Source organism: Stenotrophomonas tumulicola (genome assembly GCF_014117215.1).
Taxonomy (GTDB): Bacteria; Pseudomonadota; Gammaproteobacteria; order Xanthomonadales; family Xanthomonadaceae; genus Stenotrophomonas; species Stenotrophomonas tumulicola.
Window position 1 is genome coordinate 259,283 of record NZ_JACGXS010000005.1, and the last position, 26,042, is coordinate 285,324.

The window sequence follows — 26,042 nt, forward strand, 5'->3', positions numbered from 1 at the left end:
CGCTCGATGCCGCGCTGCGCCGGTGCATGCGGTCAGGGCGTGGCGCGCAGCGTATTGCTGGCATCGGCATGGGCCTTCTCGATCTGTTCCAGCGCGGGGATGAGCTTCTGGTCGACCACGGCCTGGGTCATCGCACCGCTGTATTTCCAGCGCACCACGCCACTGCCATCGACCAGGAAGGTTTCGGGGGCGGCGGTCACGCCCCAGTCGATGGCGGTGCGGCCTTCGATATCGCTCAGCACCACCATGAACGGGTTGCCCAACTGCTCCAGCCAGTGCAGGGCATCGGCCGGTTCGTCCTTCCAGTTGTAGCCGATCACGCGCACGCGCTTGCTCTCGGCGAACCGGGTCAGCACCGGGTGTTCTTCACGGCAGGCAGCGCACCAGCTGCCCCATACATTCAGCAGGTACGGCGCACCGCGCAGGTCTTCGCTATGTACGCGGGCCTGCGGGTCGTGCAGCACCGGCAGGTCGAACGCCGGGGCAGGCTTGCCGATCAAGGCCGAAGGCAATACATCGCGTTGTGGGTCGCCGCTCTTCATCACCCCGTACACCATCAGCCCCAGCAGGCCGAAGAAGAACAGCACGCCGATCACGATGGCTACCGGCGGCAGCGGGCGGGACGGGCGGGGGGCGGGGGACTCGGACATGGACGACTGGACTCCTACGGACGGCGGAAACGACGATCAGCGGCGGCGACCAGGCCGCCCAGCGCCATCAGCAGCGCGCCCAGCCAGATCCAGCGCACGAACGGCTTGATGTGCACGCGCACCGCCCATGCATTGTTGCCCAGCGGCTCGCCCATTGCCACGTACACGTCGCCGGAGAGGCGTGCATCGATGCCGGCCTCGGTCATGACCTGGCCACCGCTGGCGTACGCGCGTTTCTCAGGATGCAGCAGCGCCAGCTCGTTGCCGTCGCGGAATACGCGCAGGTGCCCGCGGTCAGCGCTGAAGTTCGGTCCTTCGCGATGGTCCACGCCTTCGAAGCGGATCTCATGGCGTCCCACGGTCACTGCCTGCCCGGGCGAGAGGGCAACCTCGCGCTGCACGTTCAACGCTTCCACCAGCAGGGCGCCGACCAGGAATACCGCGACACCGGCGTGGCCCAGCAGCATGCCCGACATTTCCGCGGTGAAGCGGCCATTGCCGCGCAACCGCTGCCAGATGAAATACCCGGTGCCCAGTGCGACCCAGGCGGCAGCGGCGATGCCCAGCCCGACCTTCCAGCCATTCTGTGGCGCGCGCCACCATGCCAGCGCACCCAGCAGCACCGCCAGCAGCAGCCATGGGGCCAGCAGGGCCATGGCGCGCGAGGGATGGTCGCGTTGCCATTTCACCAGCGGGCCAAACGGCAGCAGCAGGACCAACGGTGCCATCAGCAGCAGGAACAGGCTGCCGAAGTAGGGCGGGCCGACCGATATCTTGCCCAGCCCCAGGGCATCGGCCAGCAGCGGATACAAGGTGCCCAGCAGCACCATCGCGCAGGCGCTGGCCAGCAGCAGGTTGTTGGCCAGCAACAGCGTCTCGCGCGAGGTGGCGGTGAAGCCGCGGCGCGGGTCGGCGCTCTCCACGCCCAGCCGGCCGGCGCGCAGCACGTACAGCAGCAGCGCGCCACCGACCAGGATGGCCAGGAACAGCAGGATGAACATGCCGCGCGATGGGTCGGCGGCGAACGAGTGCACGCTGGTCAGTACCCCCGAACGCACCAGGAACGTTCCGAGCAGCGACAAGGCGAAGGCCGCGATGGCCAGCAGCAAGGTCCAGCTGGCGAACGTACCGCGCTTTTCCGTGACCGCCTGCGAGTGGATCAAGGCCGCACCGGCCAGCCAGGGCATGAAGCTGGCGTTCTCCACAGGGTCCCAGAACCACCAGCCGCCCCAGCCAAGCTCGTAGTACGCCCACCAGCTGCCAAGCGCGATCCCCAGGGTAAGGAAGGCCCATGCCACGTTGGTCCACGGCCGCGTCCAGCGCACCCAGCGCGTGTCGACGCGGCCATCGAGCAGGGCGGCCACGGCAAAGGCGAACGGCACCGAGAAGCCGACATATCCCAGGTACAGCATCGGCGGGTGGATGATCAGGCCCGGGTCCTGCAGCAGCGGGTTGAGGTCGCGGCCTTCCAGCGGTGCCGGCAGCAGCCGGGTGAACGGGTTGGAGGTGAAGATCAGGAAGGCCAGGAAGCCGACGCTGACCAGTCCCATCACGGCCAGCACGCGCGCCTGCACCGTATCGGGAAGGCGCTGCGAACCCAATGCCACCGCGCCGGTCCAGGCGGCCAGTACCAGCGCCCACAGCAGCAGCGAGCCTTCATGCGCGCCCCACACCGCCGACCAGCGGTACACCAGTGGCAGCAGCGTGTTGGAATTCTCGGCCACGTAACGCACCGAGAAATCCTGTTGCACGAACGCGGCGGTGAGGACGCCGAACGCGCCCGCCACCAGCAGCAGCTGTGCCAGCGCCGCTGGCCGCGCCACCTGCATCCAGCTGCCGATGCCGCGCTGCGCGCCGATCAACGGCAGGCTGGCCTGCAGCAGGGCGGACAGCAGGGCGGTCAACAGCAGGATCTGTCCCAGTTCGGGCAGCACTCAGCGCACCTCGGGGGCCGGCACGGGCACGTCATGCTTGACGTGCGCCTTGCCCATCTTGTCGGCCAGTTCCTGTGGCATGTAGGTTTCATCGTGCTTGGCCAGCACTTCCTCGGCGACGAACCGGTCGCCCTGCAGGCTCCCGGTGACCACCACGGCCTGCCCTTCGCGGAACAGGTCCGGCAGGATCTGCTCGCTGCGCACCAGCATGTCCGCATCACCGTCGGTCACGGTGAAGTAGGCCACCAGCGAGCCCGGCTCGCGTTGCAGCGATCCCTTGGCCACCATGCCGCCAAGGCGGAACCGTTGCGCATGCCCGGCATCGCCGCGCAGTACTTCGGCAGGGGTATACAGGTAGGCGACATTGCGCTGCAGGGCCATCGCAACCAATGCCGTGGCCAGCCCGGAAGCGGCCACCAGCAACAGCACCCACAGCAGGCGACGGCGGCGCTGCGGGTTCATCGTTCAAGTTCCTGCAAGGACGGGGCGGCTGCAGCGGCCTTGCGTGCGGCCTGGCGCTGCAGGCGTTGCCGCGCGGCCTGCAACGCCCGGCGCAGGCGCAGCTGCGAGCCGATGGCATCGATGGCCAGCACCAGGACGAACACCGCATAGGCGGCGACCACGTAACCCAGGTAACTCATGCGCCCTCCTGCAGTTGGCGCTGCACCCAGTCCTTGCCGGCCTCGCGCTGCAGGTTGTCGGCGCGTGCCTTGGCCAGCAGCGAACCGACGAACCACAGCTTGGTGCCGATCACCATCAACCACAACGGCAGCTGCATGCTGGCATCCAGGGTGGTCGGGCCGAACAGGCGGATGGTCTGGCCCTGGTGCAGGCTGCCCCACCAGTCCACCGAATAACGGATGACCGGCAGCAGGGCGACGCCGACGATGGCCAGCAGGCCCGCCGCGCGCGCGGCGTTGCGCCGGTCTTCGATGGCCATGTACAGGCCGATCACGCCCACGTACAGGAACAGCAGGATCAGTTCGGTGGTCAGCCTTGGGTCCCAATCCCACCAGGTGCCCCACATCGGCCGGCCCCAGATGCTGCCGGTGAGCAGGGTGATCACGGTGAAGCCGGCGCCGATCGGTGCGCAGGCCATCGCCAGCACTTCGCAGGTCTTGATCTTCCAGACCAGCGCGATGGCGGCATACAGCGCCATCAGCGCGAACACGAACAGGCTCATCCACGCGCTGGGCACGTGCACGAACAGGATGCGGAAGCTGTCGCCCTGCTGGTAATCGGCAGGCACCACGAACAGCGCCTGCCACAGGCCCAGTGCAAGTACCGGAAGGGCCGCGACATGGAAGATGCGGGACCAGCGACGGGCGAAACGGTCGAAGGTGGGCGGCGAGCCGAGTTGGTGGAACCAGCGGACGATCGGTTGCATGCGGTAGCGGCTATCCCGGTTGGTCGGTGTGGCTCAGCTCAAGGAGATGCGGATCGCCGCCGCGGTTGCCAGCGGCGCCACCACCAGTGCCACCACCAGTCCGGCGGCAAGCATCAGCAGCGCACCTGCCGGATCCTGGCCGCGTGCGGCGGCGGCGACACTGCCTGCACCGAACACCAGCACCGGTACATACAGCGGCAGCGACAGCAACGACACGAGGATACCAGAGCGGCGGATGCCTACCGTAAGCGCCGCCACGATACCGCCGATCAGGCTCAGCAGCGGCGTTCCCAGCAGCAACGATGCCAGCAACATCGGCAGCTGGTCATGTGGCAGATGCAGCATTTCCGCCAGCAACGGGCTGACTGCGATCAACGGCAGTGCGGTGGTGAGCCAATGCATCGTCACCCTTGCCAGCACCAGCCAGGACAGGGGAACCGGGGCCAGCAGCCATTGCTCCAGCGATCCATCCTCCGCGTCGGACCGGAACAGCGAATCCAGCGCCAGTTGTCCTGCCAGCAGCACCGCCAGCCACAACACGGCGATGGCGTCGGCTGCCAGGCGTTGCGGATCGCGGCCAAGCGCCAGTGCGAACAGCACCACCACCAGCACCGCGAACAAGACCGGTTGCAGCGCGTCGCCGCGCCGACGCCAGGCCAGCCGCAGGTCGCGAGCTGCCAGGGCGCGCGCGGTACGCCACAGCCCAGGCTCGGTGCCAGGGGCGATCACGCAGCCACCTGCAACTGCAGCTGGCGCGTGCGCACCGGTGGCGCGGCATAGGCGCCGTGGGTGGTGACCAGCGCAGCGCCACCGCCACGCAGGTGTGCGGAGATCATCCGGTTGACCAGGGTGATCCCGTCCAGGTCGAGGTTGGCATAGGGTTCGTCGAGCAGCCATACCGGCGCCGGCGACAGCCAGACCCGTGCCAGCGCCAGTCGCCGTTTCTGCCCGGCAGACAGATGCCGCACCAGGGTGGCCTCATGGCCGGCCAGGCCGACCACGGCCAGCGCGTTGCCAGGCATCTGCCGTGTACGGCGGCCATGCAGGCCACACAGGAAATGCAGGTTCTCCAGCGTGCCCAGGTCTGCTTTCAACGCGGGCAGGTGGCCGAGATAGGCCACGAAGCGGGCACGTTCGGCGGTGCTGGCGGCGCGGCCATCGATCCGCACCTCGCCGGCAACCGGGCGCAGCAGTCCAGCCAGCACGCGCAGCAGGGTGGTCTTGCCGGCACCGTTGTCGCCCTGTACCAGCAGTGCCTCGCCGGCATCGACATGCAGGTCGAGCGGGCCAAAGACGGTTTCTTCATCTCGTGAGAAACAAAGGCCATGAGCGGCCAGCAGCGCAGGTGTGTTCAAGAGGCTTCTATCTCTGCGCCGGAGGTGGGGCCTGATTGTATCGGCTGGGCTGCACCGTCGGTAGCGCCGGGCCATGCCTCCGGCGCTACCGACGCCCGGCGGCATCTCGTACACTGGCTTGTCCGTCACGCGCGCACCCAAGGCCAATGCAACTGCAGACCAAACTGCCCAAGGTGGGCACCACCATCTTCACCGTGATGTCCCAGCTGGCTGCCGAGCATGGTGCGGTCAACCTCGGCCAGGGCTTTCCCGACTTCAGTGCACCGCAGCGCCTGCTCGATGCCACCACCCGTGCCATGGCCGATGGCCTGAACCAGTATCCGCCGATGACCGGCGTGGCACCGCTGCGCCAGGCCATCGCGCAGAAGGTGCTGGATTGCTACGGCGCGCAGGTCGATGCCGATACCGAGATCACCGTGACCAGCGGTGCCACCGAGGCGATCTTCAACGCCATCCACGCCGTGGTGCGCGCGGGCGAGGAAGTCATCGTGCTCGACCCCGCCTATGACTGCTATGAACCGGCGATCGACCTTGCTGGCGCGCGTGCCGTGCACGTGCCGCTGGACCCGCAGACCTTCGCGGTCGACTGGGACCGTGTGCGCGCGGCGATCACCCCGCGCACCCGCCTGCTGATGGTCAATACCCCGCATAACCCTTCCGGCGCCATGCTGGCCGAGGCGGACATGCTGGCGCTGGCCGACGTGCTGCGCGGCACCGGCATCTACCTGGTCTCCGACGAAGTCTACGAACACATCATCTACGATGGCCGTCGCCATGAATCGGCGCTGCGGTATCCGGAGCTGCGCGAGCGCGCCTTCGTCATTTCCAGCTTCGGCAAGACCTACCACTGCACGGGCTGGAAGATCGGTTACGCGATCGCGCCGCCGGCGCTGAGCGCCGAGTTCCGCAAGGTGCACCAGTACAACACCTTCACCAGTTTTGGCCCGGCCCAGCATGGGTTCGCGGCGATGATCCGCGACGAGCCGGAGCACCATCTGCAACTGGGCGCGTTCTACCAGGCCAAGCGCGACCGTTTCAGGGAGCAGCTTGCACAGACCCGGCTGAAGCCATTGCCGGTGCCGGGCGGATATTTCCAACTGGTGGATTATTCGGAAATCAGCGACCTGCCGGACCACGAGTTCGTGAAATGGCTCACCGTCGAGAAGGGGGTCGCTGCCATTCCCCTGTCGCCATTCTATGAAACGCCCCCGGCCGGGCAGCGCATCGTGCGGCTGTGTTTCGCCAAGAACGAAGCCACGCTGGACGCGGCCATCGAACGGTTGCGCGTGCTGTGAGCGAGCGGGGCGCGAGCGCGGCGGTGATCCCGCAGGACCTGCGCGTCAGCCTGGTGCAGGGCGACACGCGCTGGCACGATCCGGACGGTAACCGTGCGCACTACGCTGCGCTGCTGGCGCCGTTGGCCGGCACCACCGACCTGGTGGTGCTGCCGGAAACCTTCACCAGCGGTTTCTCCAATGATGCCATTGGCCAGGCCGAGGACATGGACGGGCCCAGCGTGGCCTGGATCCGGCAACAGGCGGCGACGCTGGGCGCTGCGGTAACCGGCAGCGTGCAGCTGCGTGATGGCGATGGGGTCTACAACCGACTGCTGTTCGCCACCCCGGATGGCGGACTGCAGCAGTACGACAAACGCCATCTGTTCCGCTACGGGCGCGAGCACGAGCGTTATGCCGCCGGCCGCGACCGCTTGTGCGTGGACTGGAAGGGCTGGCGGATCAATCCGCAGGTCTGCTACGACCTGCGCTTCCCGGTCTTCTGCCGCAACCGGTTCGACGTGGAGCGGGCGGGCCAGCTGGATTTCGACCTGCAGATATTCGTCGCCAACTGGCCATCGGCAAGGGCATATGCGTGGAAGACCCTGCTGCGCGCGCGGGCGATCGAGAACCTGTGCTTCGTGGCGGCGGTAAACCGGGTCGGCGTGGATGGCAACGGCCTGCATTACGCCGGAGACAGCGCGGTGATCGATTTCCTCGGGCAGCCGCAGGTGGAAATCCGCGAACGTGAACAGGTGGTCACCACGACGTTGTCGGGTGACGCGCTGGCTGCGCATCGTGCGCGCTTCCCGGCGATGCTGGATGCCGACCGCTTCCAGCTGGACGACGGATCGGCTGGCTGAACGCACGGCTGGCATGGCGCCTGTGCCCCTGTTCGTGTCGGCAGGGGCGCTGGTAGATTCGGCGCATCCTGCAACGCGGAGCACTGCGATATGAAAAAGACGCTTTCCCTGATGGCCGTGTTGATGGCATCGGCCATGGTGGCACCTGCAGCGCAGGCCGCCGGCAACATCGAATGCAACCTGCGCTATGACATGGCCGGCTGGTCGCTGTTCTACAAGACGGCGTCGGGCAACGGCACCATTACCTGCGACAACGGCACGCGCATGCTGGTGAAGATCAAGGTCAAGGGCGGGGGGCTGACCGTGGGCAAGTCGAAGATCGTTGGCGGCACGGGCCGCTTCAGCGGTGCTTATTCGCCCAATGACCTGTTCGGTACCTATGCCGCCGTCGGCGCGCATGCCGGTGCGGTCCGTTCCAGCGGGGCGGCGGCGATGACCAAGGGCGATATCTCACTGGCACTGGCCGGCACCGGCAAGGGCTGGGACCTGGGCATCGACGGTACCGCGTTCACCATCGAACGCCGCTGACAGCCCGGCACGCCTCCGGCGCGCCGGGCTGTCCACGCATTCCACCTGATCTGCACGGGACCGGTAGTGACGGGCCATGCCCGTCAACCGCGCGCAGCGCGGCACCAGCACGCTAAAAAGAAACCCGGCCTGGGCCGGGTTTCTTTTTTCAATCAGCTACCGCGCGGACCACTGCGGCGCGGGCCGCCGGGACCGCGGTTGCCGCCCGGACCCCCCGGACCGCGATTGCCGCCGGGGCCACCCGGGCCACGGTTGCCACCCGGACCACCGGGACCGCGATTGCCACCCGGACCGCCTGCCGAACGGTTGCCGCCCGGACCGCGGTTGCCGGCCGGACGCGTGCTGCCATACGGGCTGGAGCCCGGATTGGCGTGGTCGGACGGGAACGACGGGGCGTTGCCTGGATGGCCGTACGGATGTTTGTTGCCCTGGCCGCCGCGGTTGCCGCCAGCACCGGCGCCTGCGCCTGGAGACTTCGGTTTGGCATAGCCGCGCCCGCCCGCGCCCTGGCCCTGGCCGGCATAACCACCCTGGCCCTGGCCTGGCCCGCGTGCACCGGGACCGCGTGCACCCGGTCCACGGGCGGCACCCGGGCCGGCATTGCGGTGGCCACTCGGACCGGTGCTGACGCCTTCCGGCACATACCAGCTGCGGAACGCGGCCGGGTTGCCATCGGGCAATGCGCGGTCGTTCTTCTGCGCGCGCTGCTTGAACGGGCGCTGCGACTGCTTGGCCGCCGCTTCACCGGTGACCGTCAGGCCGCCCTTGAAGCCGCCGCCCTTGCCGCCACGGCCACGGCCGCGATCTTCGCGCACGTTGTCGAAACGACGCAGTTCGCGGCCTTCGTCGGCGGTGTTGTGTCCATTGACGTAGGCGGTGCCACGGGCGCCATCACGGCCCACGCGGACGGTGGTCTTGGCGGCGCGGCGCTGGCCGATCACCGGCTGCAGCGTCAGTGCCGACGGTGCACCTTCTTCCAGCTTCAGCTGCGCGCGCAGGGCCTCCACCTGGGCGGTCGGCATCTCCACCGAATGGCCGCGGTTGAGTTCGCGCGGCAGGCTCACCGTGCCATAGCGGGTACGCTTCAGGCGGCTGACCTGGCAACCCTGTGATTCCCACAGGCGGCGCACTTCGCGGTTACGGCCTTCCTTGACCACCACGCGGAACCAGTCGTGTGAATCGGTGCCGCCAATGCGCTCGACTTCGTCGAACTTGGCCGGGCCGTCTTCCAGTGCCACGCCGCGCTGCAGGCGCAGGATGGTGTTGTCGTCGACCTTGTCCTGGCCTTCCGGGGCGCGCACGCGTACCACGTACTCGCGTTCCACCTCGAAGGAGGGGTGCATCATGGCGTTGGCCAGCTCGCCATCGGTGGTGGCCAGCAGCAGACCGGTGGTGTTGATGTCCAGGCGGCCGACCGCGATCCAGCGCGCGCCCTTCAGTGCCGGCAACGACTCGAATACGGTCGGGCGGCCTTCGGGATCTTCGCGGGTGGTCACTTCGCCTTCCGGCTTGTTGTAGGTCAGCACGCGCGACGGTTCGGCCAGGGCGGTGGCGACGAAGCCACGGCCATCCAGCTCGATCCGGTCGCCGCTGCGCACGGACATGCCGGTCTGCGCGATTTCGCCATTGACCTTGACCAGGCCCTCGGCGATGCGCTGTTCGAGCGCGCGGCGCGAGCCCAGGCCGGCCTGCGCCAGTACCTTGTGCAGGCGTTCTTCGAGCTTGAACTGTTCGGAGGTGGCTTCACGCTTCAGCGAGAGCTTGTTCAACGAAGGCTTACGGGGGGTGTCACTCATTAACTTTGGCTCCGGCCGACGTTTCGTCGTCAGCCTCTGGTTCGGAATCGGCTAGGTCAACAGCCACGGTCGTCGTCGCGACGGCGTTGTCTTCGCTTTCGTTCACTGGCGCCGCGCGCGTTCCCGGCGCGGTTTCGGGGTGCCCGTTTTCAGTGGGCGAAGGTGCTTGCTCATCAGGATCCGCCGCGGTGGTCGCGGCAGGGGAATCGGGTCCGGCATCGGCGCCATCGGCGGCCGCGTTGCCTTCGTCCAGGACGTTGCGGTCATCGGCCGCATCATCGTTTGCCGCCGCATCCGGGCTGGCGGCACTGGCCGGCAGCGCAGCGGCAGGTTGGCCATCGTTGCCCAGCGGCAGCTGCGGCTCCAGCTCGCCCAGGTCCTTCAACTCCGACAGGGGGGGCAGTTCGTCCAGGCGCTTCAAGCCGAAATAATCGAGGAATCCCTTGGTGGTGCCGAACAGCGCCGGCTTGCCGGGCACGTCGCGGTGGCCGATCACGCGGATCCACTCACGCTCTTCCAGCGCCTGGATGATGTTGCTGCTTACGGCCACGCCACGTACCTGTTCGATCTCGCCACGGGTGATCGGCTGGCGGTAGGCGATCAACGCCAGGGTCTCCAGCGTGGCCCGGGTATAGCGGGTCTTGCGTTCCGTCCACAGCCGGCTGATCCAGCCATGCACTTCGCCGGTGACCTGGTAGCGGAAGCCGGAGGCCACCTCCAGCAGTTCCACGCCGCGGCCGGCACAGGCCTCGCGCAGGTGCTCCAGTGCCCGTTCGATGCTGCCGGCAGGTGCCGGCTCGTCCTCCGGGAACAGCTCCTTGAGCTGCACCAGGGTAAGCGGTTGGGCGGAGGCCAGCAGGGCGCCTTCGACGATTCGGTTGATCAGCAGTTGATCCATCGGCAATTGGTGCTTACTCGGCTTGGTTGGCGGCGTCGATGTCATCGAACTCGCTGCTGAAAGACAGCGGCTCGTTGGTGTTGCCCGCTGCCAGCGATTTGACGTAGATCGGCGCCAGCGGGGCTTCCTGCACGATATCCAGCAGTTGTTCCTTGGCCAGTTCCAGCATGGCCAGGAAAGTGACCAGCACCCCCAGCTTGCCTTCCTCAGCGGTGAACAGCGATTCGAAACGGTAGAAAACGCCTTCGTCCATGCGGCCCAGCAGGTCGCCCATGCGCTGGCGCACGCTCAGTGCCTCGCGCTTGATCGCGTGGCCGGTGAACAGGTCGGCGCGCTTGAGGACATCATGCAGCGCCGACAACATTTCCTTCAGGTCCACCGGTGGCGGCAGCTTGATCGCCGCGCGGTCGGGCACGAAGGCATGCACCACGGTGGTGTCGCGGTCCTGCCGGGGCAGGCTGTCGATGTCCTCGGCGGCCTGCTTGAAGCGTTCGTACTCCTGCAGCCGGCGGACCAGTTCGGCGCGCGGATCGACTTCGTCGCCTTCCTCGCTGGCCGGTCGCGGCAACAGCATGCGCGACTTCACTTCAGCCAGGATCGCCGCCATCACCAGATACTCGGCCGCCAGTTCGAAGCGGAGTTCGCGCATCACCGTGATGTATTCCACATACTGCCGGGTGATCTCGGCGACGGGAATGTCCAGTACGTCCAGGTTCTGGCGGCGGATCAGGTACAACAGCAGGTCCAGCGGTCCTTCGAATGCATCCAGGATGACTTCCAGTGCGTCCGGCGGAATATACAGGTCCTGCGGAATCTGCAGGACCGGTTGCCCATGCACGACGGCCAGCGGCATTTCCTGCTGCTGTGGGGCGGGCGACCGGATTGACGGGTTCGCGTCGTGCGCGAGTTCAGAAGTCATCTAATGGACATCAGGATTGCAACGGACCAGTCGTGGCGCCGCCGGTGCCACCGACGGGTATCGGACAGGCGGCCAAGGAGCCAGCACGCGCCGGCATCGGCGCGATTCCAAACATCAAAAAGCAGGACGCACCGCATTGGCGGCAGCGACGAAACTACGGGAGGTCGTCTACGTGGCCTGGTCGGTGGCAACAGGTCGATCGTCGGCGGCCTGCGGGGCCTCTGGACCGACGGGACGTTGCGTCCAGTCACGTGCAATGGGGATAGGTTACGGCTTTGCCGGCGCGCTGTCCAGTCGGCACCGTCCGGCGGCGATCCAGCCGCTAGAATCGATGCCTGGTCCAGCAGGACAACCAGGAGACAAGCATGTGGTACGTGATCGAAGGGTATGACGGCCAGGATGTCCTGCCCGCCAGGCAGGCGGCGCGTCCGGCGCATCTGGCGCGGCTGCAGGCGCTGCGGGAAGCTGGGCGGCTGTTGCTGGCCGGGCCCTGTCCGGCGATCGACAGCGAGGATCCGGGTGCGGCCGGTTTCAGCGGCAGCCTGGTGGTGGCGGAGTTCGAATCGCTGGCCGCAGCGCGCGCCTGGGCCGACGCCGATCCCTATGTGGCGGCCGGCGTCTATGTGCGGACCGAGGTCCGTCCGTTCCGCAGGGTGTTGCCGTGAGCAACGCCGATCGCATCGACCGTATCCGCGTTGCACTGCAGCAATCCCTCGCCCCGCATCATCTGGATATCCAGGACGACAGCCACCTGCACGCGGGGCACGCAGGGGCTCGTGACGGGCGCGGGCACTTCACCGTATCGGTGGTCAGCGAGGCCTTCCAGGGCTTGTCTCCGATTGCGCGGCATCGCGCCGTGTACACCGCACTTGGCGGCATGATGGAGACCGATATCCACGCGTTGTCCATCCATGCCCGCACCCCGGCCGAGGCTGGCTGATCCCATGTCCGCTCCTGTCCGGCGATGCCCAAGGGGCGTCCTGCCGAGGACAGCAGAGGGACCTCATCGTGTCATTCAGGACCAACGGAGTGTTTACATTGGGCATTGGAAACGATTACATTCCGCGCCAAGCTGAAAAGCTCAAGTCGTGGAGGGCGGCTTCGTGAACAAGGCAGCCATCACAATCAAGGATGTCGCAAGGGAAGCCAAGGTCTCCGTGGCCACGGTTTCGCGCGCGCTCAACGGGCATGAAAATGTCGCCGAACCGGTGCGCCAACTGGTGCTCGAGGTTGCCGCACGCCTGCGCTATACGCCGCATGCCGCCGCGCGCAGCCTCAGCAGCCGTCGCACCAACACGGTGGGCGTGGTGCTGCCCGACCTGTACGGAGAGTTCTTTTCCGAGCTGATGCGCGGCATCGACCAGGTCGCCCGCACGCGCCGCCAGCACCTGCTGGTATCCAGCTACCACGGCGACCAGGTCCAGCAGGGGGCGGCCCTGCGTGCCATGCGTGGACGCGTGGACGGCCTGCTGGTGCTTTCGCCGTATGCCGAAAGCCCCGGCTTCCTTACCGACAACCTGCCGCAGTCGCTGCCCACGGTGCTGATAAACACCTATCTGCCAGACCAAGACCATCCGGTGCTGAGCATCGACGACCACGCCGGTGCGGTCACCATGACCCGCCACCTGCTCGACGTCGGCCATCGCCGCATCGCGTTCATTTCAGGCCCGGATTCCAACTACGATGCGCGCGAGCGCCTGCGTGGCTTCCGTGACGCACTGGCTGCGTTCGGCGGCGATGCACAAGGCATCGAGTTGCCCGGCGATTTCGACGAGGCTTCCGGACATCGCGCCGGACAGGAGTTACTGGCAGCCGGGACGCTGCCTGATGCGGTATTCGCCGCCAACGACATGATGGCCCTGGGTTGCCTGTACGCATTCGCGCAGGCAGGGCTGCGGGTGCCGGACGATATCGCGCTTGCCGGTTTCGATGACATTCCGCTTGCGCGCTTCGTTCACCCGTCGTTGACGACGATGCAGGTGAGTATCGCTGGACTGGGTGACATGGCCATGACGCGCCTGATGCAGTTGATGGATTCAAAGATCACCGAAGGAGCAGGTGACAAGCAGACGCTGGTGCCACGACTGATCGTGCGTGATTCGAGCAGGAGCAAGCCAGGCAGGTCCAGCACCGACACGTCATCCGGCCGTTGAAGCCGGAGACATTCTTTTTTTTTGTTTGACATGAAAGGGGCCGCCAACACGGCCGCCACCACCCCCGGAGATTTTCATGACGCAGTTCAATACCAGCTACCGCACGCCGGCACGCCGGTTGCTTACCGTCGCACTGGCAAGCTGCCTGATGCTGGGCGCGGCCCCCGATCTGATGGCCCAGTCGGCCAATGCTTCGCTGCGTGGACAGGTCGCACAGGCCGAAGCCGGCAGCGAAGTGGTCGCCACCAACATCGCCACCGGTACCGTGCGTCGCAGCACCGTCCGCGCTGATGGCAGTTACTCGCTGATGGGCCTGGACCCTGGCACCTACAACGTGGTGGCCAATGGCCAGACCCAGAAAGTGACCGTGACGGTGGCCTCGACATCGACGTTGAACTTCGCTGGCGGCAGCGCGGCCGCACCGGCCGGCGATGCGACCACACTCGATGCGGTCACCGTGGTCGCGCCGACCCTGCTGCAGGAAGTACGCACGTCCGAAGTCGGCAAGACCGTCAGCCTGCAGCAGATCCAGACCACCCCGCAGGTATCGCGCAACTTCCTGGAGTTCGCCGACGCGGTGCCGGGCATGATCTTCACCCGTGATGCCAAGGGCAACACCTCGCTGCGCGGTGGTGCAACCAACTCCGATGGCACCAACGTCTACATCGATGGCGTGGGCCAGAAGAGCTACGTCAAGGGCGGCGGCGTGGCGGGGCAGTCCGGCAGCGCCGGCAACCCGTTCCCGCAGCTGGCGATCGGCGAATACAAGGTCATCAGTGGCAACTACAAGGCCGAGTATGGCCAGGTGTCCAGTGCGGCGGTGACTGCGGCGACCAAGTCGGGTACCAACGAGTTCAAGGGTGAGACCTTCTACCGTTATACCAACGAAGACATGCGTGCCAAGACCCCCGCCGAGCGCCAGGCCGGCCAGACCAAGATGGTCTCGGCGGAGAAGGAATACGGCTTTGCCCTGGGCGGCCCGATCATCCAGGACAAGGCGCATTTCTTCGTGACCTACGAAGCCAAGCGCTTCGACCTGCCGGTCACCATCGCCCCGGATGGCGCGGTCACCGGCAGCGCCGGCCAGCTGCCGGCCGACGGTGCCGCTGGCCTCGGCCCGGCCAGCCAGCCATTCCAGCAGGATCTGATCTTCGCCAAGATCGACTTCGAGCCGACCGACAACGATCGCATCGAGCTGACCTTCCAGGACCGCGACGAAACCCAGCAGCAGTTCAGTGGCCAGACCTCGCCGGAAGCCGGCAGGGAAGTGGTCAATACCGACCGTCGTTACGCACTGCGCTGGAACCACAGCGGTGAGCGTTACTACAACGAAATGATGGTCACCCACGAAGATTCGTTCAACAACCCGACGCCGATCACCTTGGCCAACGGCATCATCTACACCGCTCCGGACGGCACCGAAGACCGCACCGTGGTGAAGGTCGGTGGCGCATCGGCGCTGGATTCGCAGGTGAAGGGCCAGAAGGGCTGGTCGATCGAAGACAATCTGACCCTGGATGGCATCCAGTGGGCCGGTGACCACACCATCAAGATGGGCGTGAAGTACAAGGAAATCGACCTGTACGCCTCGGATGCGGCGCAGATCAATCCGGCTTTCACCTATACCCTGGGTGATCCGGACTTCCCGTCCGACATCCCGTACAAGGCGCAGTTCGTCAAGCCGGTGACCGGCATCGGCGGCGTGAGCTCGGAAGTGCGCTCGAAGTCCAAGCAGATCGGCATCTTCATCCAGGACGACTGGCAGGTGAACGATCACCTGCAGCTGAACCTCGGCCTGCGCTGGGACTACGAAAAGACTCCGTCCTACCTGGACTTCGTGACCCCGACCGAAGTGGTCGACGCGCTGTACTCGCAGGATCCGCGCGCCGCCGCCGGCCAGTCCTATGCCGATTCGCTGGCGCTGGGCGGCCTGGACATCAACGATTACATCAGCAACGGGCACAACCGCAAGGCGTTCAAGGATGCCTGGCAGCCGCGCGTGGGCTTCTCGTATGACATCAACGCCGACGAGCAGCACGTGTTCCACGGTGGTGCCGGCCGCTCGTATGACCGCGATCTGTTCGACAACCTGCAGCTGGAAACCACCAAGCTGGCCCTGCCGCAGCCGACCATCTACTTCCGCAACCCGGCCACCGGCGGCTGTCTCAATGGCCAGGCGGCCTGCTACGACTGGGACCCGAACCTGCTCAACGGCATCGGCAACCTGCAGGCCCTGGTGGGTGCCACCAGCAATGCCGGCCTGGAAGTGGACCTGCTCAACAACAACCTGAAAGTGCCGTACTCCGACCAGTTCAGCCTCGGCATGAGCAACCAGTTCGGTGACTGGCTGACCGATGCCACCATCGCCCGCACGCTGAGCTACGACGGCTTCGCCTTCACCCTCGGCAACCGCTACCCGACCGGCCAGTTCTTCGATGACCCGCGCCTGTGCGGTGGCACCGAGGCGGGCCTGGGCCAGGCCTGGAGCTGCAACGTGCCGGGCTTCGGCAGCCTGATCATCGGCCAGCAGGGCATCAAGACCCGTGCAACCCAGGTGCTGCTGTCTGCGCAGAAACCGTTCACCCAGGAAAGCGGCTGGGGCACGTCGATTGCCTACACCTGGACCAACGCGCGTCATAACCGCGACATCAACGAGCATTACGCCTTTGACCGTGGCCTGATCGGCGACTACCCGACCATCCGTTCCAACGGTGCGCCGCGCCACCGCCTGGTGGTCACCGGTTCCTATGCCGGCTTCTGGGGCATCACCTTCGGCGGCAAGGTCACCCTGGCCACGCCGACGGCGGCGAACGACTGGTACAACGTGATGCAGGCCAGTGGCTACAACCTGCCGACCCCGGGCGCCGCCGTGCCCAACGGCAATGGCAAGTTCCTGCTCGGTGGCAAGATCTTCGGCTACCGTTCGGTCGACCTGCAGGCAACGAAGACGTTCAAGATGGCACACGACACCGAGCTGTACGCCCGTATCGACATCATCAACGTGTTCAACTTCGACAACTTCTCCACCTACAACTACACCAAGCCCGACGGCAAGCTGCTCGCCAGCTACAACGAGACCGGCGATATCGTCGGTACGCCGCGCCAGGTCAAGGCGGAAGTCGGCTTCCGCTTCTGATCGTGATATCCGGCACCGTCCCCTCGGGCGGTGCCGGGGCCGCACGCCGGCTTGCCTTGGCAGGCCGGTGGACGGCACGGCCCCTTGTCGCGTGGCCGATGGCAAGTGTCGGGGCAGTGATGAACGCAGGGCATCCATACCCGCTACACGACAGCGGGATTTTTATATGGGCTTCTGTAAACGATTTCAGTCTGGTTGAGGCTATGCTCTCCAGTACGCATATGCGCAAGAGGTGGTAGTCGATGAATTCACGTTGGGTGATGTCGCTGGCTTTGCTGTCCGTGGCGATGGCCGGTTGCAAACCGCAGGCACAGCCGGAGCCGGCCAAACCGAAGCCGCCGGTGATCCTGGTCGAGGCCGATGTGCCGCCGCGGCCGATGAAACCTGAACTGCCGCCGCTGTTCGATGACATCCAACGCCGCACGTTCCAGTTTTTCTGGGATACGTCCAATGAAATCAACGGGCTGACCCCGGACCGCTATCCCTCGCGCCCGTTCGCCAGCATCGCCTCGGTCGGTTTCGCGCTGACCGCTTATCCGATCGGCATCGAAAACGGCTGGGTCAGCCGGACCCAGGCGATCGACCGCACCCTGACCACGCTGAAGTTCCTGCGTGACGTGCCGATGGGCCCGCAGCGTACCGGCAAGGCCGGTTACAAGGGGTTCTACTACCACTTCCTGGACATGCAGGAAGGCCGCCGCTACGACAGCTGGGTGGAGCTCTCTTCGGTCGATACCGCGCTGCTGATGATGGGCGTGCTGTTCGCGCAGTCGTACTACGACGGCGACGATGCGCGCGAGAAGGAAATACGCAGCATCGCCGACACCCTGTACAAGCGCGTGGACTGGCCGTGGCTGCAGGAGCGTTCGCCGTTGATCTCGATGGGTTGGTTCCCGGAGAGCGGCACCATCGAGCACGACTGGATGGGCTACAACGAAGCAATGATCGTCTACATCCTCGCGCTGGGTTCGCCGACACACCCGGTGAGCCCGGATGCGTGGACGGTATGGACGCGCACCTACGACAACGACTGGGGCGTTTTCCAGGGCCAGGAATACCTGTCGTTCGGTCCGCTGTTCGGCCATCAGTACAGCCATGTCTGGATCGACTTCCGTGACATCCAGGATGCCTACATGCGCGAGCGGGGCAGCACCTATTTCCTCAACAGCCGTTCGGCGGCGTTGGCGCAGCGCGAATATGCGATCGACAATCCGATGAACTGGAAGGAGTACGGGCAGAACGTATGGGGCCTGACCGCCAGCGACGGGCCGCAGAACACCACCCAGGAATACCGGGGGGAGCAGCGCCAGTTCCGCCATTACTCTTCGCGCGGCGCCGGCCTGCGCGAGAATTTCGACGATGGCACCATCGCACCGACCGCGGCGATCTCTTCGATCGTGTTTGCACCGGAGGAAGTGATCCCGGCCACCCAGGAAATGCACAAGCGTTTTGGTGATTACATCTATTCCAGCTACGGCTTCCTGGATTCGTTCAATCCCAGCTTCAACTATGACATTCCCATCAAGACCGGGCGGACCGTGCCCGGCCGTGGCTGGGTCGCCAGTGATTACATCGGCATCGACCAGGGGCCGATCCTCACCATGATCGCCAACTACCGCAATGATTTCGTGTGGGAGGTGATGAAGAAGAACCCGCACATCCGCAAGGGGCTGGAACGCGCCGGGTTCTCCGGTGGCTGGCTGACCCCCGAAGGCGAGCAGCAGCCGCTGCAGCTGGAGAAGGACGAGAAGGCCGCCGGCGCACGCGCGGTCGGTATCGCAGAATCGCGCGCCGCTGCCGCACAGGAACAGAAGAATGCAAGCCGCAACAACAACGCCGGCAAGTAAGCCGGGGACAGCAGGGAAGTCCAGCAAGGCCCTGCGCTGCTGGGCCGTGCCGCTGCTGGCGCTTCTCGCGCTGGCGGGCTGTGCCCGGCAGGACGAGGGCACCGTCGTGCGTTTCTGGGCGATGGGCCGCGAGGCCGAAGTGGTGGCCGACCTCATCACCGAGTTCGAAGCCGAGAATCCGGGCATCAGCGTGGAGGTGCAGAACATCCCCTGGACGGCCGCGCACGAAAAGCTGCTGACCGCGTTCGCCGCCGATGGGCTGCCCGATGTTTGCCAGCTCGGCAATACCTGGATCCCGGAGTTCGCCGAGCTCGATACCTTGACGCCGCTGCAGCCATACGTGGATGCCTCGACGGTGGTGCAGCCGGAGGATTATTTCCAGGGCATATGGGACACCAACGTCATCCATGGCGAGGTGGTCGGCGTGCCGTGGTATGTCGACACCCGCCTGCTGTACTACCGCAAGGACCTGCTGGCCAAGGCCGGGCATGCGGCGCCGCCCCGGACCTGGGCGGAGTGGGACCAGCAGATGGCCGACATCAAGAAGATGCAGGGCCCGAACCGCTATGCGGTACTGATGCCGATCAACGAGTTCGAGCAGCAGTTGTCCTTTGCCCTGCAGCAGCCCGATCCGTTGCTGCGCGACGACGATACCCGAGGCAATTTCCGCAGCCCCGGCTTCCGCCGCACGTTGGGGTTCTACGCCAACATGTTCGAGCAGGGCTGGGCGCCGAAAATGTCCGAGACGCAGATCTCCAACGTCTGGGATGAGTTCTTCCGTGGCTTCAACGTGTTCTACATCTCCGGCCCCTGGAACATCCGTGAGTTCAAGAAACTGGAGCCGAAGGAACTGGCCGGGCAATGGGGTACCGCGCCGCTGCCAGGGCCGGATGGCCCGGGTGCCGGCATCGCTGGCGGCACCAGCCTGGTGATCTTCCGCAAGTCGCGGCAGAAAGAGGCGTCCTGGAAGCTGATCGAGTTCCTGTCCCGCCCGGATATCCAGGCGCGCTTCCATTCGATCATCGGCGACCTGCCACCGCGCCGCAGCACCTGGCAGGCGCCGTCGTTGGCCAATGATCCGCTTGCGGCCGCCTTCCGCGACCAGCTCGAACGCGTGAAGCCAACGCCGAAGGTGCTGGAGTGGGAGCGCATCGTGCAGGAAATGCGCATCGTCACTGAAAAGGTGGTGCGCGGTGGCCAGTCGCAGGATGCGGCGGTGGCCGAGCTGGACCATCGCGTGGACAAGGTGCTGGCCAAGCGCCGCTGGTTGCATGAGCAGGCCCTTGGCCAGCAGGCATCGCGGCAGGTTCCGGCACGTTCCGATGGCAGCGCCGAAATGGCCGAAGGAGGCCAGCCATGAACCGTTACTCCTCTTCGCTGGCCGGCTGGATCTTCGCTGCGCCGGCGATCATCGTGCTGGGAGTGTTCTTCGGCCTGCCGGTGGCATCGGCGCTGGCGCTGAGCGTCACCGATTTCGATCTGTACTCGCTGGCCGACGGCAGCAACCTGCGTTTCGTCGGGCTGGGCAACTACATCGACCTGCTGCAGACGCCGATGTTCTGGAAGTCGCTGTGGAACACCACGTATTTCGTGGTGATCGGCGTGCCGCTGTCGATCGCGGTGTCGCTGGGCGCGGCGATGCTGCTCAATGCCCCGGCCGCACGCTTCAAGGCCGTGTTCCGCACCGCCTTGTTCGCGCCGGTGGTGACCACGCTGGTGGCGGTCGCGGTGATCTGGCGCTACCTGTTCCATACCAGCTATGGATTGGTGAACTATGGCCTGGGGCACATCGGCATCGACCCGGTGGACTGGCTGGGCGATCCCAACTGGGCCATGCCGACCATCATGCTGTTCGCGGTCTGGAAGAACTTTGGCTACAACATGGTGATCTTCCTGGCCGGCCTGCAGGCGATCCCGCATGACCTGTACGAGGCCGCGCGCATCGACGGCGCATCGCGCTGGAAGCAGTTCCTGCACATCACCCTGCCGATGCTTGGCCCGGTGCTGCTGGTGGTCGGGGTGATCACGGTGTCCGGCTACTTCCAGCTGTTCGCGGAACCTTACGTCATGACCCGTGGCGACCCGCTGCAGAGCACCGTCAGCGTGCTGTACTTCATGTTCGAAGAAGGCTTCAAGTGGTGGAACCTGGGCCGCGCATCGGCCGTGGCGTTCCTGTTGTTCCTGATCATCCTGGCGGTGACCTCGGTGATGCTGCGCTTCGGGCGCAAAAGGCAGATGGTATGAGTCGCGAAATCGGCCAGTCGCGTTGGCACCCGTGGTGGATCAACGGCGCGTTGCTGGTGCTGGCGCTGGTCAGCCTAGCCCCGCTGCTGTGGATGGTGTCGGTATCGGTGATGCCGGCCGGCGAAGCCACGCAGTTCCCGCCGCCGCTGACCCCCTCGCACGTCACCTTCGCCAACTACCACGAGCTGTTCGCGCGCACCGGCATGGGGGGAAATTTCGCCAACAGCCTGCTGGTATCGCTGGCGATCACGCTGGGCTCGCTGCTGCTCAACACGATGGCCGGCTATGCGTTCGCCAAGCTGCGTTTCGTCGGCCGCGAGCGCCTGTTCCAGGTGTTGATGGCCGCGCTGGTGATCCCGGCGCAGGTGGCGATGCTGCCGCTGTTCCTGCTGATGAAGCAGCTGGGCCTGGTGAACAGTTTCGGCGGGGTGATCGTGCCGGCGCTGGCCACCGTGTTCGGCATCTTCCTGGTGCGCCAGTACGCGCGTTCCATTCCCGATGAACTGCTGGAAGCCGCGCGCATCGATGGGGCGGGGGAGATGCGCATCTTCTTCCAGATCGTGCTGCCGATGCTCAAGCCGGTGCTGGTCACCCTGTCGATCTTCACCTTCATGGGCGCCTGGAACGATTTCATGTGGCCGTTGATCGTGCTGACCGACCAGGAGCATTACACCCTGCCGGTAGCGCTGGCCACGCTGTCACGCGAGCACATCATGGACGTGGAGATGATGATGGCCGGCGCGGTGGTCACCGTGGTCCCGGTGCTGTTGCTTTTCCTCGTGCTGCAACGCTATTACATCCAGGGTCTTCTGCTGGGGAGTGTCAAAGGGTGAATCGTCGAATCGTCGCCGGGCTGGCGTTGTCGTGGTCCTGCATGGCAGCAGCTGCCACGCCTCCTGTCGCACCGGCGCCGAAGGTCATCGACGACTTCGACGACCTTGCGCAATGGAAGCTGGTGCTCTCCGACCAGGTCAGTGGTTCGCTGCGGCCAGTGGCCGGTGCCGGCGGCGGCCGCGCGATGTGCCTGGATTACGACTTCCATGATGTCTCCGGCTATGTCGGCGTGCGCCGCGCGCTGGACATCCAGTACCCGGCCAACTATCGCTTCGGCTTCCAGTTGCGCGGGGATTCGCCGGGCAACGACCTGCAGTTCAAGCTGCTCGATGCCAGCGGCGACAACGTGTGGTGGGTGAACCGGCCCGGGTACGATTTCCCGAAGAACTGGACACCGGTGGAGTTCCGCAAGCGGCACATCGACAAGGCATGGGGTCCCTCGCCGGAGAAGGAGCTCAAGCGCAGTGCGGCGATGGAGTTCACGATCTACAGCAAGGTTGGCGGCCGCGGCACGGTATGTTTCGACAAGCTCACCCTGCAGGGGTTGCCGGCCCAGGATGATTCGCCGCTGCAGGCCAGCGTGCTGGCTGACACGGCTACCGCGCTGCAGGACCGCATGGTCGATGGCAAGTCCGACACGTTCTGGGTAAGCGGCGGGGTCAAGCAACAGACCGTGAGCCTGGACCTGGGCAAGCCGCGCGAAGTGGGCGGTGCGGTGGTCGACTGGCTGCCGGGGCTGGAGGCAACGCGCTACACCGTGCGTGCGTCGCAGGATGGACGCGATTGGCGCACCGTGCGCGAGGTGACGGCCGGTAGCGGAGGCCGCGACTGGCTTGCATTGCCGGAGACCGATGCGCGCTACCTGCGTTTCGACCTGGAAGGCGGCCCCAACTGGCGCTATGGCATCCGCGATATCTCCTTGAAGCCGCTGGCCTTCGCGGCCACGCCGAATGCCTTCCTGTCGTCGGTGGCCGCCGACCTGCCGCGCGGTTCGCTGCCACGCGCCTATGTGGGAGAACAGCCTAGCTGGACCCTGCTGGGCCTGGACGGTGGGCGCCAGCAGGCGCTCATCAGCGAGGATGGCGCGCTGGAGATGGCGCGCGGCAGCTTCAGCGTCGAACCGTTCGTGAAGCTGGACGGCGCGCTGCTGAGCTGGGCGGACGTCAGCCCGATCCAGTCGTTGCAGGACAGCTACCTGCCCATTGCCAGCGTCGACTGGCAGCACGACAAGGCGTCGCTGGCGGTGACGGGTTTCGTGCAGGGCACGCCGGACAAGGCGCAGCTGGTGGCGCGCTATTCGCTGAAGAACCCGGACAAGGTGGCACACGATTACACGCTGGCCCTGGCCATCCGGCCGTGGCAGGTGAACCCGCCCACCCAGTTCCTCAATACCGTCGGTGGCTTCAGCCGCATCGACAGCCTGGACCTGGGCGACGGGCTGGTGCGTGTCAACGGCGAGCCACGGCTGTATCCGGTCCAGGCGCCGGATGCCCGCTTCGCCACGCCGTTCGACGGCAAGCTGGAGGTGATGCACCTGGCCAGCGGCATGCTGCCGACGACCACGGCGGTGAAGGACCCGACCGGCATGGCATCGGGCGCACTGCTGTATACGATGCGCCTGGAACCTGGCCAGAGCCGTGAGGTCGACCTGGTGTTCCCGCAGGTCGGCAGTTTCAATCCACGTGGATTCGATGCCGGCAAGGCGCAGGCACAGGTCGCGGCGATGTGGCGGCAGAAGCTGGATGGCATGCAGCTGCAGTTGCCGCGCGAAGGACAAGCGCTGGCGGATACGCTGCGCACGGCATTGGCACACATGCTGATCTCGCGCGTCGGCCCGCGCCTGCAGCCAGGCACGCGTTCCTATGGACGCAGCTGGATCCGCGACGGCGCGATGATTTCCGAGGGGCTGCTGCGCATGGGACGTAGCGATGCAGTACGCGAATACGTGCAGTGGTATGCGCCCTACCAGTTCGACAACGGCAAGGTGCCGTGCTGCGTGGACGACCGTGGCAGCGACCCGGTGCCGGAGAATGACAGCCATGGCGAGCTGATCTACAACATCGCCGAGTACTGGCGTTATACCGGCGACGATGCCTTCCTGGAGGCGATGTGGCCGCACGTGGCGGGTGCATTCCATTACATGGAACGCCTGCGTGCCAGCGAGCGCACCGAGGAGAACCGCGCACGCAATCCGGCTTTCTACGGGATGATGCCGGCTTCGATCAGCCATGAAGGCTATTCGGCCAAGCCGATGCATTCGTACTGGGACAATTTCTGGGCATTGCGCGGCTACAAGGACGCAGCGATCATCGCCGAGCGCCTGCAGAAGATGGAAGTGCTGGCGATCACTGGCGCGCGCGACGAGTTCCGCAGCGACCTGCAGGCATCGCTGTATTCGGCGATGGACCAGCACCGCATCGATTTCCTGCCCGGTTCGGCCGAACTCGGCGATTTCGACGCGACGTCCACCACCATCGCGCTGGCCCCCGGCGGCGAGCAGGGCCGGCTGCCGCAACCGCAGCTGGACAACACCTTCCAGCGCTACTGGACCGAGTTCGTGGCGCGCCGGGATGGCACGCGTGACTGGAAGGACTACACGCCTTATGAGTGGCGCAACGTCGCCGCCTTTGTCCGCCTGGGCTGGCGCGACCGGGCGTGGCAGGCAACGGAGTTCTTCTTCAAGGACCGCTCGCCGCAGGCCTGGAACCAGTGGGCCGAAGTGGTTTCGCGCACGCCGCGCACGCCGTTCTTCGTCGGTGACTTGCCGCACGCATGGGTGGCCTCGGATTTCGTGCGCTCGGCGCTGGACATGTTCGCCTACAACCGCGACCTGGACCAGGCGCTGGTGTTGGCCGCCGGCGTGCCGGTGCGCTGGTTCGAAGGGGAGGGCATCGCCGTGCAGGGGCTGCGCACGCCGCAGGGCCAGCTGGATTACCGGCTGCAGCGTAGCGACAAGCAATTGATGCTGCAGGTCAATGCCGGCGTGGTGCCGCCCGCGGGTGGCCTGGTGCTGCCGTGGCCTTATGCCGGAGAGCCTGGCGCGGCAACGGTGGATGGTGAGCCTGTCGAATGGATCGGCGGCGAGCTGCATGTGCACCAGGTACCGGCAACGGTCGTGATGGAAGTCCCCGCCAGCGTGCGCCGGGCCGAGCGCAAGGGACAGTAACCATGAGGGTGCGGGTGAGGGAAGGAATGCGTGCAGGGAGTGCACTCGGGCGAAGGCTTGCCTGTGCGATGGGCTTGGTGCTGCTGGTACCCGCCACCATGCTGCAGGCCAGCGTGGCGGCCGCCGAGCCGGGGCAGGTTGCCGATGGCGGGAACGCGCTGGCGGCCGGGGCCGGCATGACCATGGTCACCTTCAACCTGCACCACGACCGCGAGAACTGGCCGGAGCGGCGCAAGACCATCCTCGCCGAGCTCCAGCGGCTGCAGCCGGACGCGATCGCGTTGCAGGAAGTGATCCAGAAGCGCAACGTGCGCAACCAGGCCGAATGGCTGGCCACCCAGCTCGGCTACTCATACCTGTTCGTTTCCACCGATCCGTTGGGCGTCACCAAGCGATATGGCAACGCGCTGTTGACCCGGCGTCCGGTAGTGGCCCGGAACCAGCACCTGCTGCAGCCCCTGCGGGATTACCGTACCGTCGGCCACCTGCGCATCGATGTCGATGGGCGCCCGGTGAACGTATACGCGACGCATCTCAATGAACGGTCCGATGACGCCGGCAAGCGCACCCGGCGCATACAGGTCGAGGACCTGCTGCGCTTCGTCAGCGCCACGTCGGGTGGGGAGCCGGTGGTGATCGCAGGCGATTTCAATGCGCTGGTGGATGCGGGCGACCTGAGCGAACTGCGTAGCCGCTACGGTGACAGTTACGGTAGCGTGCACGTCAACAATGACCTGGATTCGGTCAGTACGCTCAACAGCCATTACTACCAGGCGCCTTCGCGCATCGACCACATCTTCTTCCAGCAGGATGCGATGGTGGCGCGTGAAGCGCGGCTGCTGTTCGATACGCCCGATGAAGGCGGACGCTGGGCGTCGGACCACTACGGCGTGTGGACGCGCCTGCAGTTTGCTCCGGCTCCGGGGGCCATGCCCCGCTGATCTTCGTTGCGGGGGGCGTGCACGGCAGCGGGGCATGGCCCCGCTCTACCGGACCTTGCGGGGGGCGTGCAGGGCAGGGGGCATGGCCCCGCTCTACCGGACCTTCAGGACAATAAA

At 65.9% G+C, this 26,042-nt stretch carries 23 protein-coding genes; 13 read left to right on the forward strand and 10 right to left on the reverse strand.

What is annotated here, in order from left to right; genetic code table 11:
- Positions 1-32: 32 nt before the first annotated feature.
- The 7 genes from H4O11_RS12170 to ccmA are packed head-to-tail and all read right to left on the reverse strand — an operon-like array spanning position 33 to position 5,326.
- On the reverse strand, positions 33-650 hold the full coding sequence (locus H4O11_RS12170; protein ID WP_182339687.1) for a DsbE family thiol:disulfide interchange protein: 618 nt from the start codon (positions 648-650) through the stop codon (positions 33-35).
- Positions 651-664: 14 nt separating this feature from the next.
- Positions 665-2,584 (reverse strand): heme lyase CcmF/NrfE family subunit, encoded by a 1,920-nt coding sequence (locus tag H4O11_RS12175; protein WP_182339688.1) that lies wholly within the window; start codon positions 2,582-2,584, stop codon positions 665-667.
- Positions 2,585-3,046 (reverse strand): cytochrome c maturation protein CcmE, encoded by a 462-nt coding sequence (ccmE, locus tag H4O11_RS12180; protein WP_182339689.1) that lies wholly within the window; start codon positions 3,044-3,046, stop codon positions 2,585-2,587. It lies immediately after the preceding gene.
- Positions 3,043-3,225 carry a heme exporter protein CcmD gene (gene ccmD / locus H4O11_RS12185; RefSeq protein WP_182339690.1) on the reverse strand — a complete coding sequence of 61 codons (183 nt, stop codon included), beginning with the start codon at positions 3,223-3,225 and terminating at the stop codon, positions 3,043-3,045. Before ccmD ends, ccmE begins: the two co-directional genes overlap by 4 nt.
- Positions 3,222-3,971, reverse strand: coding sequence for a heme ABC transporter permease (locus H4O11_RS12190; RefSeq protein WP_182339691.1), 750 nt, complete (start codon positions 3,969-3,971; stop codon positions 3,222-3,224). Before H4O11_RS12190 ends, ccmD begins: the two co-directional genes overlap by 4 nt.
- A gap of 33 nt (positions 3,972-4,004) precedes the next feature.
- Positions 4,005-4,700, reverse strand: coding sequence for a heme exporter protein CcmB (ccmB, locus tag H4O11_RS12195; RefSeq protein ID WP_182339692.1), 696 nt, complete (start codon positions 4,698-4,700; stop codon positions 4,005-4,007).
- Positions 4,697-5,326: a heme ABC exporter ATP-binding protein CcmA gene (ccmA, locus tag H4O11_RS12200; RefSeq protein ID WP_246333448.1), complete on the reverse strand. Its 630-nt coding sequence runs from the start codon at positions 5,324-5,326 to the stop codon at positions 4,697-4,699. Before ccmA ends, ccmB begins: the two co-directional genes overlap by 4 nt.
- A gap of 146 nt (positions 5,327-5,472) precedes the next feature.
- Here ccmA and H4O11_RS12205 point away from each other — a divergent pair, with 146 nt between their 5' ends.
- The 3 genes from H4O11_RS12205 (at position 5,473) to H4O11_RS12215 (ending at position 7,991) form a co-directional block, all read left to right on the forward strand.
- Positions 5,473-6,621 carry a pyridoxal phosphate-dependent aminotransferase gene (locus tag H4O11_RS12205; protein ID WP_182339693.1) on the forward strand — a complete coding sequence of 383 codons (1,149 nt, stop codon included), beginning with the start codon at positions 5,473-5,475 and terminating at the stop codon, positions 6,619-6,621.
- A 23-nt stretch (positions 6,622-6,644) separates the two neighbouring features.
- Positions 6,645-7,463, forward strand: coding sequence for an amidohydrolase (locus tag H4O11_RS12210; RefSeq protein ID WP_182339738.1), 819 nt, complete (start codon positions 6,645-6,647; stop codon positions 7,461-7,463).
- A 90-nt stretch (positions 7,464-7,553) separates the two neighbouring features.
- On the forward strand, positions 7,554-7,991 hold the full coding sequence (locus tag H4O11_RS12215; protein WP_182339694.1) for a hypothetical protein: 438 nt from the start codon (positions 7,554-7,556) through the stop codon (positions 7,989-7,991).
- Positions 7,992-8,143: 152 nt separating this feature from the next.
- Here H4O11_RS12215 and H4O11_RS12220 read toward each other — a convergent pair whose 3' ends face one another.
- From H4O11_RS12220 to H4O11_RS12230, 3 genes are read right to left on the reverse strand one after another with little or no spacing between them, the layout of a single operon-like run.
- Positions 8,144-9,787 carry a pseudouridine synthase gene (locus H4O11_RS12220; protein ID WP_182339695.1) on the reverse strand — a complete coding sequence of 548 codons (1,644 nt, stop codon included), beginning with the start codon at positions 9,785-9,787 and terminating at the stop codon, positions 8,144-8,146.
- Positions 9,780-10,685, reverse strand: coding sequence for an SMC-Scp complex subunit ScpB (gene scpB / locus H4O11_RS12225; RefSeq protein ID WP_182339696.1), 906 nt, complete (start codon positions 10,683-10,685; stop codon positions 9,780-9,782). Before scpB ends, H4O11_RS12220 begins: the two co-directional genes overlap by 8 nt.
- Before the next feature lie 13 nt (positions 10,686-10,698).
- A complete protein-coding gene (locus tag H4O11_RS12230) occupies positions 10,699-11,604 on the reverse strand; it encodes a segregation and condensation protein A (protein ID WP_182339697.1) in 906 nt (301 codons plus the stop codon).
- A 365-nt stretch (positions 11,605-11,969) separates the two neighbouring features.
- Between H4O11_RS12230 and H4O11_RS12235 the strand changes: the two genes are divergently transcribed.
- The 10 genes from H4O11_RS12235 to H4O11_RS12280 all read left to right on the forward strand — a co-directional run bounded on the left by H4O11_RS12235 (position 11,970) and on the right by H4O11_RS12280 (position 25,925).
- Positions 11,970-12,269, forward strand: a complete 300-nt coding sequence (locus tag H4O11_RS12235; protein WP_182339698.1) for a YciI family protein — start codon at positions 11,970-11,972, stop codon at positions 12,267-12,269.
- Positions 12,266-12,544: a BolA family protein gene (locus H4O11_RS12240; RefSeq protein WP_343042825.1), complete on the forward strand. Its 279-nt coding sequence runs from the start codon at positions 12,266-12,268 to the stop codon at positions 12,542-12,544. The genes H4O11_RS12235 and H4O11_RS12240 overlap by 4 nt, the downstream gene beginning before the upstream one ends.
- A gap of 148 nt (positions 12,545-12,692) precedes the next feature.
- On the forward strand, positions 12,693-13,757 hold the full coding sequence (locus H4O11_RS12245; RefSeq protein ID WP_182339699.1) for a substrate-binding domain-containing protein: 1,065 nt from the start codon (positions 12,693-12,695) through the stop codon (positions 13,755-13,757).
- Positions 13,758-13,833: 76 nt separating this feature from the next.
- Positions 13,834-16,893, forward strand: a complete 3,060-nt coding sequence (locus tag H4O11_RS12250; protein WP_182339700.1) for a TonB-dependent receptor — start codon at positions 13,834-13,836, stop codon at positions 16,891-16,893.
- A 242-nt stretch (positions 16,894-17,135) separates the two neighbouring features.
- Positions 17,136-18,740, forward strand: coding sequence for a glucoamylase family protein (locus H4O11_RS12255; RefSeq protein ID WP_182339701.1), 1,605 nt, complete (start codon positions 17,136-17,138; stop codon positions 18,738-18,740).
- A 46-nt stretch (positions 18,741-18,786) separates the two neighbouring features.
- Positions 18,787-20,100 (forward strand): sugar ABC transporter substrate-binding protein, encoded by a 1,314-nt coding sequence (locus H4O11_RS12260; RefSeq protein ID WP_461020726.1) that lies wholly within the window; start codon positions 18,787-18,789, stop codon positions 20,098-20,100.
- The gene (locus tag H4O11_RS12265; RefSeq protein ID WP_182339703.1) at positions 20,097-20,984 is read left to right on the forward strand and encodes a carbohydrate ABC transporter permease; all 888 of its coding nucleotides are present in this window, start codon (positions 20,097-20,099) and stop codon (positions 20,982-20,984) included. Before H4O11_RS12260 ends, H4O11_RS12265 begins: the two co-directional genes overlap by 4 nt.
- Positions 20,981-21,817 carry a carbohydrate ABC transporter permease gene (locus H4O11_RS12270; RefSeq protein WP_182339704.1) on the forward strand — a complete coding sequence of 279 codons (837 nt, stop codon included), beginning with the start codon at positions 20,981-20,983 and terminating at the stop codon, positions 21,815-21,817. The genes H4O11_RS12265 and H4O11_RS12270 overlap by 4 nt, the downstream gene beginning before the upstream one ends.
- 41 nt (positions 21,818-21,858) lie before the next feature.
- Positions 21,859-24,984, forward strand: a complete 3,126-nt coding sequence (locus tag H4O11_RS12275) for a discoidin domain-containing protein (RefSeq protein WP_182339740.1) — start codon at positions 21,859-21,861, stop codon at positions 24,982-24,984.
- Between the two features lie 26 nt (positions 24,985-25,010).
- Positions 25,011-25,925: an endonuclease/exonuclease/phosphatase family protein gene (locus H4O11_RS12280; RefSeq protein ID WP_425506048.1), complete on the forward strand. Its 915-nt coding sequence runs from the start codon at positions 25,011-25,013 to the stop codon at positions 25,923-25,925.
- The last annotated feature ends 117 nt before the right edge of the window (positions 25,926-26,042 follow it).